We start from the raw sequence: 14,760 nt of genomic DNA, 5'->3' as shown, positions 1-14,760 counted from the left end.
TAGTGTGCTTTCAGAGGGGCACATCCCTGCGTTGAGGAAAAAGACCTGAAACTCGTTTCGAGCATCGATCAAGGTGGGGGAGGCTCAGTGCCGATGGTGCTGGCCTCCTTTTATCATGCCCTGAGCGCGGCTCTGCGTTGGGCTGTGATCGTGTTCCTGCTGCTCTGCAGTTTCGCGAAGATGGCCCTTGCGCGCGACGCCGACCTGCCCATGCAGAGTTTCACGCAGCGTGACGGGGTGGATAGTTCCTATATCTTTGGCCTGGCTCAAGACCACGAGGGCTATCTGTACCTTCTGACCCAGAGATCGCTCTATTTTTTCTCCGGGCAGCGCTTTTATCAGGTCAAGGTTCAGGAAACACCCAATCAGCCTAATTTTGCCGATAGTGTTCGTTTCCTCCCCGATGGCCGGGTTGTGGTTCTCCAGCGCGGAGGGCTCAGGATATCCCAACGCGCGACAAGTAGTCGGGTATCGCCCTTATTGCTGCGTTTCAGGCGCTTGAAGGCCCCCGGCCTGGGACGTATCGAGAATGTCTTTCTCGATGCCGGACGACTGACCGTTGTCGATCCTCATGGTGTGCATCTGTGCGAAACGCCGGAGGACAACATCCTCTCCTGTCAGGCGCCGATGGCTGGCAGCGCGCGAGCGCTTGTCTACCAGATTGGCGATCGTGTTTTCTATCGCGAACCCGGCGGAAACCAGATGCGCGACCTGACGGGGCTTCGGGTCTTCAGGCTTCCCTGGGATGCCGAGATATCCGGTTCACCGAGCAGCCATGCCGATCGCAGCTTTTACGCGTTCGAGCGCTACGCGTTGCTCGTGCCAAATGTCGATGGCACCTTCGCCAGACTGCCGACAGATTGGGTGCTTGATCAGGGAAATCTCGGTGAGCGCCCGAGTTTTGTCGTGGAGACGCCGGATGCGACGGTGTTCTTTGACGGCAATCGCCTGCGATCGTTCAATGGGCAATACTGGACCCTGCCTAATCATGACCTCGGCAGGGAGCAGGATATTCATTTTGCGTATGCTGACCGCAACAGGCAGCTCTGGACTGTTCAGGACTCTGTCGAACTGGTCAAGCTCGTCGGTTGGGGGAGTTGGGAAAACCTTGAACCACAGAGCATACGGTCTGTCTGGTCTGTATTGTCCGGGCCCGAGAGAACACTGCTTCTGACAGATCAGGGACTGTACCAGCTCGACCGGAATGAGCTCGGCGAACGCCTGAGGGAGGGAAATTTCTTCTTTGGGCTGTCTGATGGCGGGTCGGGATACTGGATGCCCGTGGACGATCGCGATCTGCTGCATTGTCTTTTCCAGTCGGGACACTTCGCGTGTGACCGGAAAATGCCAGTGCAGCGAATTCTTGGGCTGGCCCTGTCTTCCAGGGATCATACGCTCTGGATCGCATCCGATGACGGGATGCTGGCTATGCCCGGGGACGGTACGGCCCAGCCAAGCCTTGTTGAAGACGAGAATGGTCAGCCGCTCAGCAAGCCAGCGAGCGCCATAGCGCTCCGTGACGATGGCACCCCTTGGGCAATCATAGGTAATGCCCTTTACAGAAGGGGGGCGAACGGCCGATGGCAGCCGGTACTCACACATTGGGCCAACGGGCATGATTTTTCCCCGTTGACCATGGTTTTTTCGTCCCATGACGATCTCTGGGTCGGGGGCGTGCGTGCGCGCACTGGGCTCGTACATATCCATCTGGATGGCAACCGCATCGGTAGTACCCGTCAGATCGGGGTGGAGTGCACCGGCTCACAGATCATCTTCAGCCTGCTTTGGGACCACCACAGACGACTATGGGTTGGCACCGAAAACGGGCTTGCGGCTTACGATGGGCGGCAATGGATCAGGGTGACGCGGGATGATGGGTTGATTTCCGCAAATATCAATCAGCAGGGTCTGACTGAAGATCCTGACGGGTCCATCTGGATCACCACGACGAGAGGCGTCTCACACCTCCTGCATCCGGAGCATCTTTTCGAACCAACGGACCTCAAGCCTGTCTTTATCGAGGCACGTCTTGGTGAGGGCGTATTGCCGGAACACGCCATCCCTTTCACCCGCGACCCGTTGATCGTGACGCTCGGGACGCTCAATACTGCGCTCGCCTCGACGACCTATTTTCGTTATCGCCTCGAGGGGGTCGATCAGGACTGGGTCACCACAACCACGGGTGACATACGTTACAATTTCGTTCCACCCGGTCATTCAAGGCTGATCGTTCAGGCAATCAATGACAGCCGAAATATCATCTCCCGTCCCATCGTTCTTGAAATCAGGATGGAGCGGCCCTGGTGGATGGCTTGGCCACTCATTGCCCTTTACGTCGTCTCTGTCGTGGTTCTGCCCTACACGCTCAATCGGGTTCGCTTTCGCTATCTTCTCAAGAGACAAAAGCGCCTCGAAGCGCTCGTCGATGAACGAACCGGGGAGATGCGTGCGGCGCAGGCAGCCCTTGAACAGCAGGCTCGCCAGGACGGGCTGACACGACTGATGAATCGCCGCACGGCCGAAGCCAGTGTGCTGCGACTGCTCGAACGCAAGGGACGGCCCGATTATGAAGGATCTCATCGCTCGGTAACGCTTGCCCTTTTCGACGTGGATTATTTTAAATCGATCAACGACACCTTCGGCCATATGATCGGCGATGAAATCCTGGCGGAAATCGGCGCACGTCTGTTGCGAGACAAGCTGCCAGAGGAAATCATTGGTCGCTATGGCGGTGAGGAATTCCTGATCGTCATACAGGGGGATTTTGCCTCCACGCATCGTCGCGTAGAGCTGTTACTGGCCGCCTTGAGTGACCATCCTTTCGAGACAAAGGTTGGTGCTCTGACAATCGGGTGCAGTGCCGGCCTTGCGCGCAGTGTGCCGGAGATCGAGTCACCTCGAGAGGTATGGATGGAAGCCCTCGAAAGGGCTGATCAGGCGCTTTATCGTGCGAAGCTGGAAGGCCGCGGGCGTCTTGTCGTCAGTGAACAAGACCAAGACGATGAGGGCTATCCAGGCTGAAAGCCGGGATGGTGACCTCGAAGCGCTCACCGGTGGCCGGCACGATCATGTGGTACATTCCGCGCATGAAGCCACACGCTGTGGGTAGGGCCACGCCGGATGTATATTCGAAGACTTCCTGTGCGATGAGAATGGGCTGCTCGCCAATCACGCCATCGCCATGAATATGGTCGGTCTTGCCGCGCCCGTCTGTGATTTCCCAGAATCTGGTCAGGAGCTGGATCGTCTCGTTACCGCCATTCTCGATCCGGATATGGTAGGCCCAGGCAAAATGGTGGTCTTCCGGCTGGGATTGGTCCTCAAGCCAGAAAGTGCGCACAGAGACCGTCACCCCCTGGGTTGTGGCCTCGTAGCGAGGCGCAGCTTCCATGGCTTCGGCAAGGCTCGCTTCAGGGTCGGCCACGAGGCGGGGAGGGGCAGGCTTTTGCGACATGCCCGCCTTGTAGGCCGATGAAGCGCCGGAAAGCAATCAGCCTTTGAGCGCAGCAAGCCCTCGCTGAAGATCTGCAATCAGGTCGCTGGCGTCTTCCAGCCCCACCGAGAGACGGATGGCGCCATCCGTAATCCCGAGTTTGGCACGCTCGGCTGCATCGACCTTGGAATGAGTCGTCGTAGCGGGGTGGGTGGCGAGAGACCGGGCATCGCCTAGATTGTTGGAGATCGCAATCAGCCTGAACGCATTGAGGAAGCGGAACGCTGCCTCACGGCCGCCTTCAACTTCAAAAGCGACCAGTGAGCCACCATTGAGCATTTGCTTTTCAACCAGGACGCGCTGTGGATGAGAGGCAAGGCCCGGATAGGCAACACGGGCAATACCCGGCTGGTTCTCAAGGAATTTTGCCACTTCGCTGGCATTGTGAGCCATGGCGTTAACCCGCAGCGGGAGTGTTTCGAGCCCCTTGAGCAGCACCCACGCATTGAACGGGGAGAGGGCGTTGCCTGTATTGCGGGTAAAGGGCTGGAGAACTTCCTCAATCCACTGCTTGCGGCCCAGAACAGCGCCACCAAGAACGCGGCCCTGCCCATCGATATGCTTCGTGCAGGAATACAGAACCACGTCAGCCCCGAGGGCCAGAGGCTTCTGCCCGACCGGTGAGGCAAACACGTTATCGACCATCAGCAACGCGCCTGCCTTGTGGGCGAGGTCGGCAATGCGTTCGATGTCCAGCACGTCGAGCATCGGGTTCGAGGGGCTTTCGATCAGCACGGCACCGGTTGGCTGTGAAAGCGCTGCCTCCCACCCGGCCCAGTCATCACCATCGACGAGAAAAGTCTCGATGCCGTAGCGCGGCAGCAGATTGGTCACGATCCAGTAGCACGAGCCGAACAGGGCGCGGGACGCAACCACACGGTCGCCCTGTTTCAGATGGGACAGCAGGGCGGATGAGACCGCCCCCATGCCACTGGCTGTCACGATGCAGGCCTCGGCTCCTTCCAGCAGGGCAAGGCGTGACTGAAGGGCATCGGTCGTGGGATTACCGAAGCGGGAATACTGGTAATGGGTGACGTCGCCGGTGAATGTGGCGGCTGCCTGCTCGGCGCTGTCATAGACAAACCCCGAGGTGAGGAAGATGGCTTCGCTGGTTTCGCCATGTTCGGTACGGCTGACATCCTCATGCAACAGACGTGTCGAGGGGCCGAAATTATTTTGAGTCATGGGACGGAAACGCTCCAAAATGCACCGTAATCCTTGGGGTGCGATTCTGGCCGTGGAAAACCTGGAGCCAAACTGGTTCCGGGCCTCTTTAGCGCTGTTGTTTAGCCTCGCCGCAATCCGGCCGTTCAAATCGCGAGGGTTCTGCCGCGTGCGGCACCACGGTTGCGACTATGCGCAAAGGCTGTGTCGGTCGTCAACTGGCAGTGGGATGATTGCATCGCGCAGGCGACTGGGATAGAAGGGGCACCGTTGCGGGTGTAGTTCAATGGTAGAACGGCAGCTTCCCAAGCTGCATACGAGGGTTCGATTCCCTTCACCCGCTCCAAGTTCCCGAAAAATTCGGTGCTGAGACTACCCGCGAAGAAGCTTTTTCTTCGGGGTCTCCTCACCCTTGTCCTTGCTGTCTTTGTTCGCCTTTTGCGGTGCCGGCGCCGTGACGGGCGCACCGTCCTGATAGGCTGTTCCATTCCAGGTCCAGCGATCGTTCTTGTCGATCAGCAGATCATGCATGCCGTTGTGACGGCTCGACAAGACAGATATGGCCCCGCTTACCGAGTCGAGCACAAGCTTCCAGCCACCCTTGTGACGCAGATAGACCGAAGTGGAACAGCCCGCCGAACCGCAAAGGCGGGCGGATTGCAGTTGCACGAAAAGTGCCATATCGCCCCGGTCTGTCGAGAGCGGGGCCGAGGCAACCAGAACGACAGGCTGATCATCATGTTTGGCGGCATCGGCCAGATCGCCCGCGCTCAGTTGACGGGCCTCCTGATCGAGATTGGTACCAGGCTGCGCCGTGAGAATGACTGGACGCGGCCCATTGCCTGATGGGGCCGACTTCTGATGCGTCCGGGCCAGGGCAGGTGCTGCCATAAGGCCTGTGATGGCAATACCCGCCAATACCACACGAAAACGCATCGGATTGTCTTTCATTTTGCCCGCACGAATCGCAGGGGCCGTTCTTTCACGCCGGTTTATTACGCATGTCTGAGCGTAACGACCAGTACATCGCGATAGGCCGGGCGGGCGGGGTCGATTGGCTCGACGGGGGTGACCCCGTGGTACACACGATGGTCATCGACCAGAGCCGTGTCGAGGGGGGACTCGAGCGTGAACGAACCGACTTCCTGACGATGATCGTCGTGGATCGTCGTAACGCCGGAGGCGACATTTTCGCGACTGACCATCAGAACGAAAACCCAGTCCACACCATCACGATGCATCCCCTCCGGCGTGGGGCGGCCCTGGCTGCCAGCCTGAGCCTCGATACGGAACTGATGCACTTCCGCATGCCAGCTATCGGGTTGGGTCGAGGCCGGCGTCATACGCAATGCCAGAAGATGGGCGGCATTGAGAATGGAAAGCATGACCGGATGCGAGGCGATGGCGTCCTCGATCGGGCCAAACCAGCGCTCGATCCCACCATTGAGCAGATTGTAATCGCGGCTCTGATAGTGGGGCTGATGACGCTTGCGGTCGATACGCCCACCTGCCAAGGCATAGGTGGCGTAACGCCGTTTGCGATAGCGCCCGCCATCCGCCATGTACCGGTCGAGCCCCAGCCGGTTCCAGCTTTCGGCAAAGCGCTCCCAGTCCTCGAAACCGAAAGACTTGAGGAAGGAGCGCATGTCGGGCCCACGCTCGAAGGCAAAGCCACGCGCCTGCAGCGTGGCGACCATATCATCAAGGCGTTGTGCCTCGGCGGGGGGGAGGGGCTGTGACCGTTGCAGGGGCATGAATTGAGACTACCGTTGATCGGGTGTTATTGGTCCAGACGTGGGCGGGTCGGGTTCAGATGAGCCTTGAGGAAGGCAGCCGTTCCGCGGGCCAGCCCCATGACGCCAATCTGATGCTGACGGAAGATCAGATCATGAAGCCATCTCGGGGCGAGGCCACGCAGGAAGCCGCCACCGAAACTCGTCGAGGCACCAACCATGCCCCACCCGTTATAGTCTCCCAGAGACACGACCGCACCACGGTCGCGGTAAACAAATGTCGAGGGCTCGCGTCCCTGAGCGATGACCGGTATGGCGCGGCCAAGATAGATGCCCTGCTGGCGCGCAACCTGGGCTGTGGCGGGAAGCGGTGCGTCGTTGATACGCGCGCAGTCGCCCAGGGCAAAAATCGACGTATCGCTCGTGGACTGCATGTGATGGTTCACGACAAGCTGGCCGCCACGGGCGATTTCCAGCCCCTCGAACAGTTCGGTTGCAGCACTGGCGCGCACACCGGCAGCCCATACACGCAGCGAGGCCGGGATGACGCGCCCGTCCTTGAGGTGAAACCCTTCCTCATCCACTGAAGTCACCATGGCCTCGGTCAGAACGGACACGCCCAGAGCCTCGAGCTGCTTGCGCGCATCGTTCGAAACGCGCTCGGGGAAGGCGGGGAGAATACGCTTGCCCGTCTCGATCAGGGAGAGGCGCAGCACGTTGCGTCTTGCATCCTTGCCATAACCGGGAGCGAGATCGATGGCGCTGCACAATTCGGCGGCGAGCTGCGTGCCGGTTGCGCCACCGCCGACAATACCGACTTCAAGCTTGCGGTTGCTAGCCGCTGCATCACGGAAAGCTGCCCGGAATTTCTCATGGAACGAGCTTGCATCCGGCAGTGAATCGATAAAGGTGCAATTGGCCATAACGCCCGTAATGCCGAAATCATTCGAGCGCGAGCCAAGTGAGACCACCAGCATGTCGTAGGGTACGATCTCGTCATTCGCGAGGCGTATCTCGTGCTTCTCTCGATCAACGCTGCTCAGCGAACTCTGGATGAAGCGGAAGCCGAAACGGCGGCTGGCCTCCACAAAGGTCGTACAATCCCGCGTTTCCTCACCCGTACCCGCTGCAAATTCGTGCAGCATGGGTTTCCAGTAATGGACGGCGCCCTTGTCGATCAGCGTGGTTTCGATGTTGCGATGGCGGCCGCGACCGAGGGTCATCGCTGTTTCCATCCCGGCAACACCGCCGCCGATGATGACCACGCGAAATCCATTAGCCATGAAGTTTCCTCCGCAGTGTCGTCCGGGCAGGAATTACGACACTGATATGATTGCTCTTGTTGTGAGCGCGTCTCGCTCTCAACTCATAATGTGGGAGCAATCAACGCGGTCGTCCAGACGCGAGATGCGTCGCAGCGATCAAAAAAGGACGACTACGGTACTAAATCAGAAAAGGATGAGGCGCAATGCCGCACGAAGGCACAGAGAACGGACGCAGACGCTGTTGAAGAGAAGTCTGCCCGCTGGATTCGGGAAAGGGAGGGGAGCGCCTAAGCGCTCGGGCTCCAGCGGTCACGCAGAAGAGGATCGCTAGAGCGAAGGCCGCCATGCTGGGCCCGGTTGGCGGGCCCAGCGGTCGTGGTTCAGCTCCGGTAGGAGCCGTTGATGTCGATATAACCGTGGGTAAGATCACAGCTCCAGATCTGTGCGTGGCCATTGGCCAGCCCGAGATCAATCTGGATATCGATGTCCTGACCCTTCATATGGGCCACCACGGGGGTTTCATCATAGCCTTCGACAACCGTTCCCTGTCGGGCGATCCAGACATTGCCGATGGCGACCGAGAGCGTATCGCGATTGGCTGGCTCACCGCTCTTGCCAACAGCCATGACGACGCGGCCCCAGTTCGCGTCCTCACCGGCAATAGCCGTCTTGACCAGCGGGGAGTTGCCAACGGCGAGCGCGATCTTCTTGGCCGATTCGTCCGAGACGGCGCCGCTGACACGCACCGTGAACATCTTCGTTGCCCCTTCACCGTCACGAACGACCATCAGGGCCAGTTCGAGCAGCAGAGAATCGAGGGCTTCACGAAAAGCCGCCAGTGCTGGATCGGTCAGGGACGTGATCTCGTCATGGCCGGCCTGCGCCGTGGCGAAAACCAGCACCATGTCGGACGTTGATGTGTCGGAATCGACCGTAATGGCATTGAAGCTGCGTTCTGTGCCCTCGCGCAGGAGCGATTGCAGCACATCATGGGAAATCGCGGCATCGGTCACCACAAAGCCCAGCATGGTGGCCATGTCGGGTGCGATCATGCCGCTGCCTTTGGCAATGCCCTGCAGGGTGACGGTCTTGCCCCCGATCTCGACCTGCCTCGTGGCAGCCTTGGGGAAGGTGTCGGTGGTCATGATGGCGCGGGCGGCGTCTTCCCAGCCTTCGGGCGAAAGCGCCTCATAGAGCTGAGGCATCGCATCACTGATGCGCTCGGCGTCGAGTGGCTCGCCAATGACGCCGGTCGAAGCAAGAAATACCTCTGTTGCTGGACAATGCACGACACGCGCAGCGGCGGCCGCCGAGATTTGCGTGGCGATCACGCCCGCGCGGCCGGTAAAGACATTGGCATTGCCCGAATTCACCACCAGCGCACGCGCCTTGCCCTGCGCCAGAGCTGCACGGCTCCAGTCGATGGGAGCGCCAGGGCATTTGCTGCGCGTGAACACGCCCGCCGCCGTTGTGCCAGGCACGAACTCCATCATCATGAGGTCAGTGCGATCCTTGTAGCGGATCTGCGCGGCAACAGCGCCCAGCCTGACACCAGCCACCGGCAGAAGGCGCGGCAGGGGTTGGGCGAGGGGGGAGCGGGGGAGGGCTTTTGCCATGATCTGTCTCCGAGCTTTAAACGTCGGAAAGAGGATGCACGGCTTGGGGCTCAGGTCCAGCCCCCCGCCCCGCAATGGGGCGAAAAGACCGGAATTCTGAGTGAAAAGTGAGCGTTAGATGCTCACCTCCATGTGGCGATTACTTCTTCGCCGGGGCTGCAACCGGGGCATCGCTGATGGGCTTGCCCTGGGCGTCGTAGCGCACGATCTTGACCTTCTTCTGCGCGTCATCGACGATCTTGCGCACGTTGTCACGGATCAGCTGCTGACGGATTTCGTCATGCACCTGGTCCAGCGGCGGCACAGGAGCTTCGCGTGAGGCCAGAACCTGAATGACGTGCCAGCCATACTGGGTCTTGACCGGGGTCTGGCTGATCGTGCCGGGCTTCATGGCGAAAGCGGCCTTCGAGAATTCCGGCAGCATGTCGTCTTTCTTGAACCAGCCAAGATCACCGCCGCTTGCGCCCGATCCCTTGTCGGTCGAGAGCTTCTTGGCGAGATCCTCGAACTTTGCGCCCTTGTCGAGCTGTTTGATCACGTCCTTCGCGGTTGCTTCATCGGCCACAAGAATATGGCGGGCATGGATTTCCTGCTCACCCTTCTTGGAGGCGTAATTCGCCTGATAGGCCTGCTTGATGGCGTCTTCCGTCACCAGCGGCGCAACCTTTTCCTGCAGATAGGCATTCTGCAGCGCGTTGTCGGCGGCATCCTGCATCTGGGCCTTCACGTCCGGCTTCTTGTCGAGGCCTTCCTTGAGTGCGTCGATCTGAATGGCCTTCTGGCTGACCAGCTGGTTCAGCAGAATGTTGACCAGCGTGTTCGGCGGCAGCTGGCGCGCCTGCGGGGGCAGGCTGGCAGCAGCGTGCTTGACGTCATCCAGATAGATCTTCTGTCCATTGACAGAGGCAATCAGCGGGTTGGCATCGGCAGGGGCAGCCGGGGCAGCGGCCGGAGCCGCATTCGCCGGGGCGGCAGGGGCAGGGGCTGCGAAAGCCGGAGCCGCCAGAGTCGTGCCGGAGATGAGAGCGGCGCAGAAAAGGGCCGGGCGGGTAAGCCGCATGGAGAAATAACCTCGAAAAACTCGTGGAACTTTGTCCAGCATGGCGCAGGCTTGGGCGCTCGGCAAGGCCGACAGGGGCGCGATATCGGGTTTTGATAGCGCTCTGCATGAAGAAAACGTGCGTTGCGGGGCTTTGAGCAACGCTGAACGCCATGCTGCTCGGTTGACCGGGGCAAGGGCGCGCCTTATCTCATTTCCCGCGTGGACAATCCCGATCCGGCTTCGGCGGATGTTTCGCGTGACCGCCTTGACCGATCGCCGCCTCTCAACCGGGCGAATTCATCGGTGCAGGCGGGTCGGGATGATCCGCACTCCAGTTCGCGGTCCTGCTTCTAGCGGACCAGTTCGCCAGAAGGACAGTCATGTTCGCTCGTATTGCCCGCGCCATGTTCGGCACCGCCAATGATCGCTCACTGAAGGGCTATCAGAAGCGCCTGCCTGAAATCAACGCGCTTGAGCCTGCCATTCAGGCTCTCGACGATGATGCACTGCGCGCAAAGACCGAGGAATTCAAGGGCCGTATCGCCGGAGGTGAGAGCCTCGACAAGATCATGCCTGAGGCCTTCGCCGTGTGCCGCGAGGCATCGCGCCGTGTGCTCGGCATGCGTCATTTCGACGTTCAGCTCGTGGGCGGCATGGTGCTTCATTCCGGCCGTATCGCTGAGATGCGCACGGGTGAGGGCAAAACGCTGGTGGCGACGCTTGCTGTCTATCTCAGTGCGCTGGCCGGTAAGGGCGTGCACGTCGTGACGGTGAACGACTATCTTGCCAAGCGCGATGCCGAGGAGATGAGCAAGCTCTACAGCTTCCTCGGCCTGACCACGGGCGTGATCATTCCCAATCTGTCGGACGATGAGCGCCGCGCTGCCTATGGGTCGGACATCACCTACGGCACGAACAACGAATTCGGCTTCGATTATCTGCGCGACAACATGAAATACACGCTGGAAGAAATGGTCCAGCGTCCTTTCTATCATGCGATCGTCGATGAGGTGGATTCCATCCTGATCGATGAGGCGCGTACACCGCTCATCATCTCCGGCCCTGCTGATGACAGTTCCGAGCTGTATCGCGGGGTGGATGACGTGGTGGTTCAGCTCGTCAAGCATCCCGAGGCCTTCGAGCGGGACGAGAAGCTGCGTACGGTCATCCTGACCGAACAGGGCTCCGACATGGTCGAGGAAATGCTGCGTGAGGCCGGCGTCCTGCATGAGGGCGGCCTTTATGACGTGCACAACATCGCCGTCATGCACCACGTCCAGCAATCCCTGCGTGCCCACACGCTTTTCGCCCGCGATGTCGAATATATCGTCCGTAGCGGCAAGGTGGTCATCATCGACGAGTTCACCGGCCGCATGATGGATGGCCGTCGTTATTCCGACGGGTTGCATCAGGCACTTGAGGCCAAGGAACACGTCGAGATCCAGCCTGAGAACCAGACGCTGGCCTCGATCACCTTCCAGAACTATTTCCGTCTCTATCCCAAGCTTTCGGGCATGACCGGCACGGCCATGACCGAAGCTGACGAGTTTGCCGAGATCTACAAGCTCGATGTGGTCGAGATTCCCACCAATCTCCCCGTCGCGCGCAAGGATACGGATGACGAGGTCTACATCACGGCCCGCGAGAAGTTCGAGGCTGTAGCGAACCTGATTCAGGACGTTGCAAAATCAGGACAGCCGGTGCTGGTGGGGACGACCTCCATCGAAAAGAGCGAGCATCTTTCCAACCTGCTCAGCTCCAAGAAAATCCCTCATTCCGTACTGAACGCCCGCTTCCATGAAATGGAATCGCAGATCGTGGCACAGGCCGGTGCGCCGGGTGCCATCACCATTGCCACCAACATGGCGGGACGTGGTACGGACATCAAACTCGGCGGCAATCTGGATATGCTGATCCGCCAGAGCCTCGAGAAGATCGAGGATGAGGCAGCGCATGAAGCCGAGATCCTCCGTCTGCGTGAGGAAATCGCGGTCAATCATGGCAAGGTCAAGGAGCTTGGCGGCCTGTATGTGATCGGTACCGAGCGCCATGAGAGCCGCCGTATCGACAACCAGCTGCGTGGCCGTTCCGGCCGTCAGGGTGATCCGGGGGCATCACGCTTCTTCCTGTCGCTCGAAGACGACCTGATGCGCATCTATGGCGGCGAGCGCATGGGCGCGTTCTGGACCAAGCTGGGCATGAAGGAAGGCGAGGCCATTGTTCATCCCTGGCTGAACAAGGCGCTTGAGCGTGCCCAGAAGAAGGTTGAAGCGCGCAATTTCGACATGCGCAAGAACGTCCTGAAATACGACGACGTCATGAACGATCAGCGCAAGGAGGTTTATGCCCAGCGCCGTGAATACATGGCGATGGACGATGTATCGGGTATCCTGCAGGAACTGCGCGAGCAGAGCATCGAAGAGATGGTCCATGCCCGCGTGCCCGAGAAGGCCTTTGCCGAACAGTGGGAGAGCGAGGCGCTCGAAGCCGATCTGCTGTCGCTGCTCAACCTGACCCTGCCGATTCGCGATTGGGCGAAGGAAGACGGCATGGATGCCGATCTGATCATCCAGCGTGTGGAAGAGGCTGCTACGCAGGCGCAGGCCGCACGCTCGGCCAATATCGGGCCTGAGATCATGCGTCATATCGAAAAGCAGGTGCTGCTCACCTCGTTTGACGGGGTGTGGAAAGAGCATCTTCACGCGCTTGATCAGCTGCGTCAGGGCATCGGCCTGCGCGCCTACGGTCAGCGTGACCCGCTCAACGAATACAAGCACGAAGCTTTCCAGCTCTTTACCGCCATGCTGGACGACATGCGTATCCGCGCCACCTCGACCATGTCGCGCATCGAGGTGGTCCAGCAGGCCGATCCGTTCCCCGGTTTCGATGGTCATGCCGGTTTCGAGGGGCAGCAGATCTTTGCGTCCTCCGATGAGGGGGCCTCATCGGCCGGGCTTGAGCCGCGGCAGGTAGGCATGCAGCCGGGCGGGATGTTCCAGGCCCCGTCAGGCATGGGCATGAATGTGCCCGAGGCCGAGGGTAGCTATGCGCAGGAAACCCCGCGCAACGCGCCTTGCCCGTGCGGGTCGGGCAAGAAATTCAAGCATTGTCATGGCCGTCTGGCCTGAAGAAGAACGAACAGTCATACGGTTTAGGAGGCTCTGATGGCCGGTCATTCGCAATTCAAGAACATCATGCATCGCAAAGGTGCGCAGGACGCCAAGCGTGCCAAGCAGTTTGCGAAGATCCTGCGTGAAATCACGGTTGCTGCGCGCTCGGGCCTGCCTGATCCGTCATCCAACCCGCGCCTGCGCGCCGCCATGATTGCGGCCCGTGAAGCCAACATGCCCAAGGACAATGTCGAGCGTGCCATCAAGAAGGCCAGTGGTGCCGGTGGCGGTGAGGATTACGTGGAAGTCCGCTACGAGGGCTATGGCCCGGCGGGTGTTGCCGTGATCGTCGAGGGGCTGACGGATAACCGCAACCGTACCGCGAGCGAAGTGCGTGCTGCGTTCTCCAAGCATGGCGGGTCGATGGGCGAGAGCAACTCCGTGTCCTTCATGTTCCAGCGTCTGGGGGTCGTTACCTACCCGGTTGCCGCGGCTTCCGAGGAAGACATGCTGGATGCGGCCATTGAGGCGGGTGCCGATAATGCCGAGCTCATGGCTGATGGCCACGAGATCACCTGCGCCATGGAAAACCTCTTTGCAGTGCGTGATGCGCTCGAAGCACGTTTTGGCGAGCCAAGCTCGGCCAAGCTTGACTGGCGCCCGGAAAACACCGTGACACTGGATGAGGAAAAGGCACGCTCGGTGCTCAAACTCATCGACGTTCTGGAAGACAATGACGACATCCAGGCCGTCTACGCGAATTTCGACATTCCCGACGACGTTGCCCAGGCACTCGCTGCTTGATCCGTCTGCTCGGTATCGATCCCGGCCTGCGTTTCATGGGCTGGGGGCTGATTGATGTCGAAGGCAACCGGTTGCAGCACGTCGCCTCCGGCGTAATTGCCACGGATGGCGCCGAGTCTGTACCGCTGCGCTTGTGCGAGCTTCATGGTGCCCTGCAGAAGCTGATACGCGATTATCGGCCTGCCGAAGCGGCGGTTGAGGAAACATATGTCAACCGCAACGGAGCTTCGACTCTCAAGCTCGGTTATGCGCGCGGTGTCGCCTTGCTGACGCCGGCCTATGAAGGGCTGCCCGTGGCGGAATACGGCGCCATGATGGTCAAGAAATCCGTTGTCGGCACCGGGGCCGCCACGAAGGAGCAGGTGACCATGATGGTCAAGCGCCTCCTGCCGGGTGCGGTCATTCACAAGGCGGATGCATCCGATGCGCTGGCGGTGGCGATCTGCCACGCCCATCACCGGGAGACGGCGCGGCAGGTCATGTCTGGCAGGCGTATGGCCTGATCGGGCTCGCAGCCTGATTGATAACAAGAC

The 14,760-nt window shown here is 60.0% G+C and carries 11 protein-coding genes, 1 tRNA gene and 1 riboswitch; of the genes, 5 read left to right on the top strand and 7 right to left on the bottom strand.

Annotated elements, in window-relative coordinates:
- Window positions 1–93 precede the first annotated feature (93 nt).
- The gene (locus Asbog_RS09720) at window positions 94–3,021 is read left to right on the top strand and encodes a ligand-binding sensor domain-containing diguanylate cyclase (RefSeq protein WP_062164992.1); all 2,928 of its coding nucleotides are present in this window, start codon (window positions 94–96) and stop codon (window positions 3,019–3,021) included.
- Here Asbog_RS09720 and apaG read toward each other — a convergent pair.
- Together apaG and metZ are read right to left on the bottom strand one after the other, a co-directional pair.
- A complete protein-coding gene (gene apaG / locus Asbog_RS09715) occupies window positions 2,981–3,454 on the bottom strand; it encodes a Co2+/Mg2+ efflux protein ApaG (protein ID WP_035443949.1) in 474 nt (157 codons plus the stop codon). The two genes, Asbog_RS09720 and apaG, sit on opposite strands and share 41 nt — an antisense overlap.
- A gap of 36 nt (window positions 3,455–3,490) precedes the next feature.
- Complete coding sequence (gene metZ, locus Asbog_RS09710) at window positions 3,491–4,678, bottom strand: O-succinylhomoserine sulfhydrylase (RefSeq protein WP_062164991.1); 1,188 nt, start codon at window positions 4,676–4,678, stop codon at window positions 3,491–3,493.
- A gap of 67 nt (window positions 4,679–4,745) precedes the next feature.
- Window positions 4,746–4,825, bottom strand: a riboswitch (SAM riboswitch).
- Window positions 4,826–4,929: 104 nt separating this feature from the next.
- Here metZ and Asbog_RS09705 point away from each other — a divergent pair.
- A tRNA-Gly gene (locus Asbog_RS09705) sits at window positions 4,930–5,003 on the top strand.
- A 26-nt stretch (window positions 5,004–5,029) separates the two neighbouring features.
- Here the strand turns inward: Asbog_RS09705 and Asbog_RS09700 are convergent.
- The 5 genes from Asbog_RS09700 to Asbog_RS09680 all read right to left on the bottom strand — a co-directional run bounded on the left by Asbog_RS09700 (window position 5,030) and on the right by Asbog_RS09680 (window position 10,331).
- Entirely contained in the window at window positions 5,030–5,593 is a 564-nt protein-coding gene (locus tag Asbog_RS09700) for a hypothetical protein (RefSeq protein ID WP_146926365.1), read from the bottom strand.
- Between the two features lie 59 nt (window positions 5,594–5,652).
- Window positions 5,653–6,411 (bottom strand): 2OG-Fe dioxygenase family protein, encoded by a 759-nt coding sequence (locus tag Asbog_RS09695; protein ID WP_062164990.1) that lies wholly within the window; start codon window positions 6,409–6,411, stop codon window positions 5,653–5,655.
- 26 nt (window positions 6,412–6,437) lie between these two features.
- Window positions 6,438–7,673 carry an NAD(P)/FAD-dependent oxidoreductase gene (locus tag Asbog_RS09690; RefSeq protein WP_035443912.1) on the bottom strand — a complete coding sequence of 412 codons (1,236 nt, stop codon included), beginning with the start codon at window positions 7,671–7,673 and terminating at the stop codon, window positions 6,438–6,440.
- A gap of 362 nt (window positions 7,674–8,035) precedes the next feature.
- Window positions 8,036–9,271 (bottom strand): bifunctional glutamate N-acetyltransferase/amino-acid acetyltransferase ArgJ, encoded by a 1,236-nt coding sequence (gene argJ, locus Asbog_RS09685; protein ID WP_062164989.1) that lies wholly within the window; start codon window positions 9,269–9,271, stop codon window positions 8,036–8,038.
- A gap of 139 nt (window positions 9,272–9,410) precedes the next feature.
- Window positions 9,411–10,331: a peptidylprolyl isomerase gene (locus Asbog_RS09680; RefSeq protein ID WP_023978587.1), complete on the bottom strand. Its 921-nt coding sequence runs from the start codon at window positions 10,329–10,331 to the stop codon at window positions 9,411–9,413.
- A gap of 362 nt (window positions 10,332–10,693) precedes the next feature.
- On the opposite strand from Asbog_RS09680, the gene secA reads away from it, so the two are divergent.
- Genes secA through ruvC form a run of 3 tightly spaced genes read left to right on the top strand, consistent with a single transcriptional unit; the run spans window position 10,694 to window position 14,730 of the window.
- Complete coding sequence (gene secA / locus Asbog_RS09675; RefSeq protein WP_062164988.1) at window positions 10,694–13,441, top strand: preprotein translocase subunit SecA; 2,748 nt, start codon at window positions 10,694–10,696, stop codon at window positions 13,439–13,441.
- 36 nt (window positions 13,442–13,477) lie between these two features.
- Window positions 13,478–14,227, top strand: a complete 750-nt coding sequence (locus Asbog_RS09670) for a YebC/PmpR family DNA-binding transcriptional regulator (protein WP_023978585.1) — start codon at window positions 13,478–13,480, stop codon at window positions 14,225–14,227.
- Entirely contained in the window at window positions 14,224–14,730 is a 507-nt protein-coding gene (gene ruvC, locus Asbog_RS09665; RefSeq protein WP_023978584.1) for a crossover junction endodeoxyribonuclease RuvC, read from the top strand. The genes Asbog_RS09670 and ruvC overlap by 4 nt, the downstream gene beginning before the upstream one ends.
- Window positions 14,731–14,760: the final 30 nt, after the last annotated feature.

Origin of the sequence: Asaia bogorensis NBRC 16594 (assembly GCF_001547995.1) — a bacterium.
GTDB lineage: Bacteria > Pseudomonadota > Alphaproteobacteria > Acetobacterales > Acetobacteraceae > Asaia > Asaia bogorensis.
The sequence above is the reverse complement of the archived record's forward strand: the minus strand, read 5'-3'. Positions and strand labels throughout refer to the sequence as shown.

Bases quoted from the DNA above. Each gene is read 5' to 3' on its own strand.
- Asbog_RS09720 (WP_062164992.1), top strand. From the start codon at position 94: ATGGTGCTGGCCTCCTTTTATCATGCCCTGAGCGCGGCTCTGCGTTGG.
- Asbog_RS09695 (WP_062164990.1), bottom strand. From the start codon at position 6,411: ATGCCCCTGCAACGGTCACAGCCCCTCCCCCCCGCCGAGGCACAACGC.
- apaG (WP_035443949.1), bottom strand. From the start codon at position 3,454: ATGTCGCAAAAGCCTGCCCCTCCCCGCCTCGTGGCCGACCCTGAAGCG.
- Asbog_RS09680 (WP_023978587.1), bottom strand. From the start codon at position 10,331: ATGCGGCTTACCCGCCCGGCCCTTTTCTGCGCCGCTCTCATCTCCGGC.
- argJ (WP_062164989.1), bottom strand. From the start codon at position 9,271: ATGGCAAAAGCCCTCCCCCGCTCCCCCCTCGCCCAACCCCTGCCGCGC.
- Asbog_RS09690 (WP_035443912.1), bottom strand. From the start codon at position 7,673: ATGGCTAATGGATTTCGCGTGGTCATCATCGGCGGCGGTGTTGCCGGG.
- secA (WP_062164988.1), top strand. From the start codon at position 10,694: ATGTTCGCTCGTATTGCCCGCGCCATGTTCGGCACCGCCAATGATCGC.
- Asbog_RS09670 (WP_023978585.1), top strand. From the start codon at position 13,478: ATGGCCGGTCATTCGCAATTCAAGAACATCATGCATCGCAAAGGTGCG.
- Asbog_RS09700 (WP_146926365.1), bottom strand. From the start codon at position 5,593: ATGCGTTTTCGTGTGGTATTGGCGGGTATTGCCATCACAGGCCTTATG.
- metZ (WP_062164991.1), bottom strand. From the start codon at position 4,678: ATGACTCAAAATAATTTCGGCCCCTCGACACGTCTGTTGCATGAGGAT.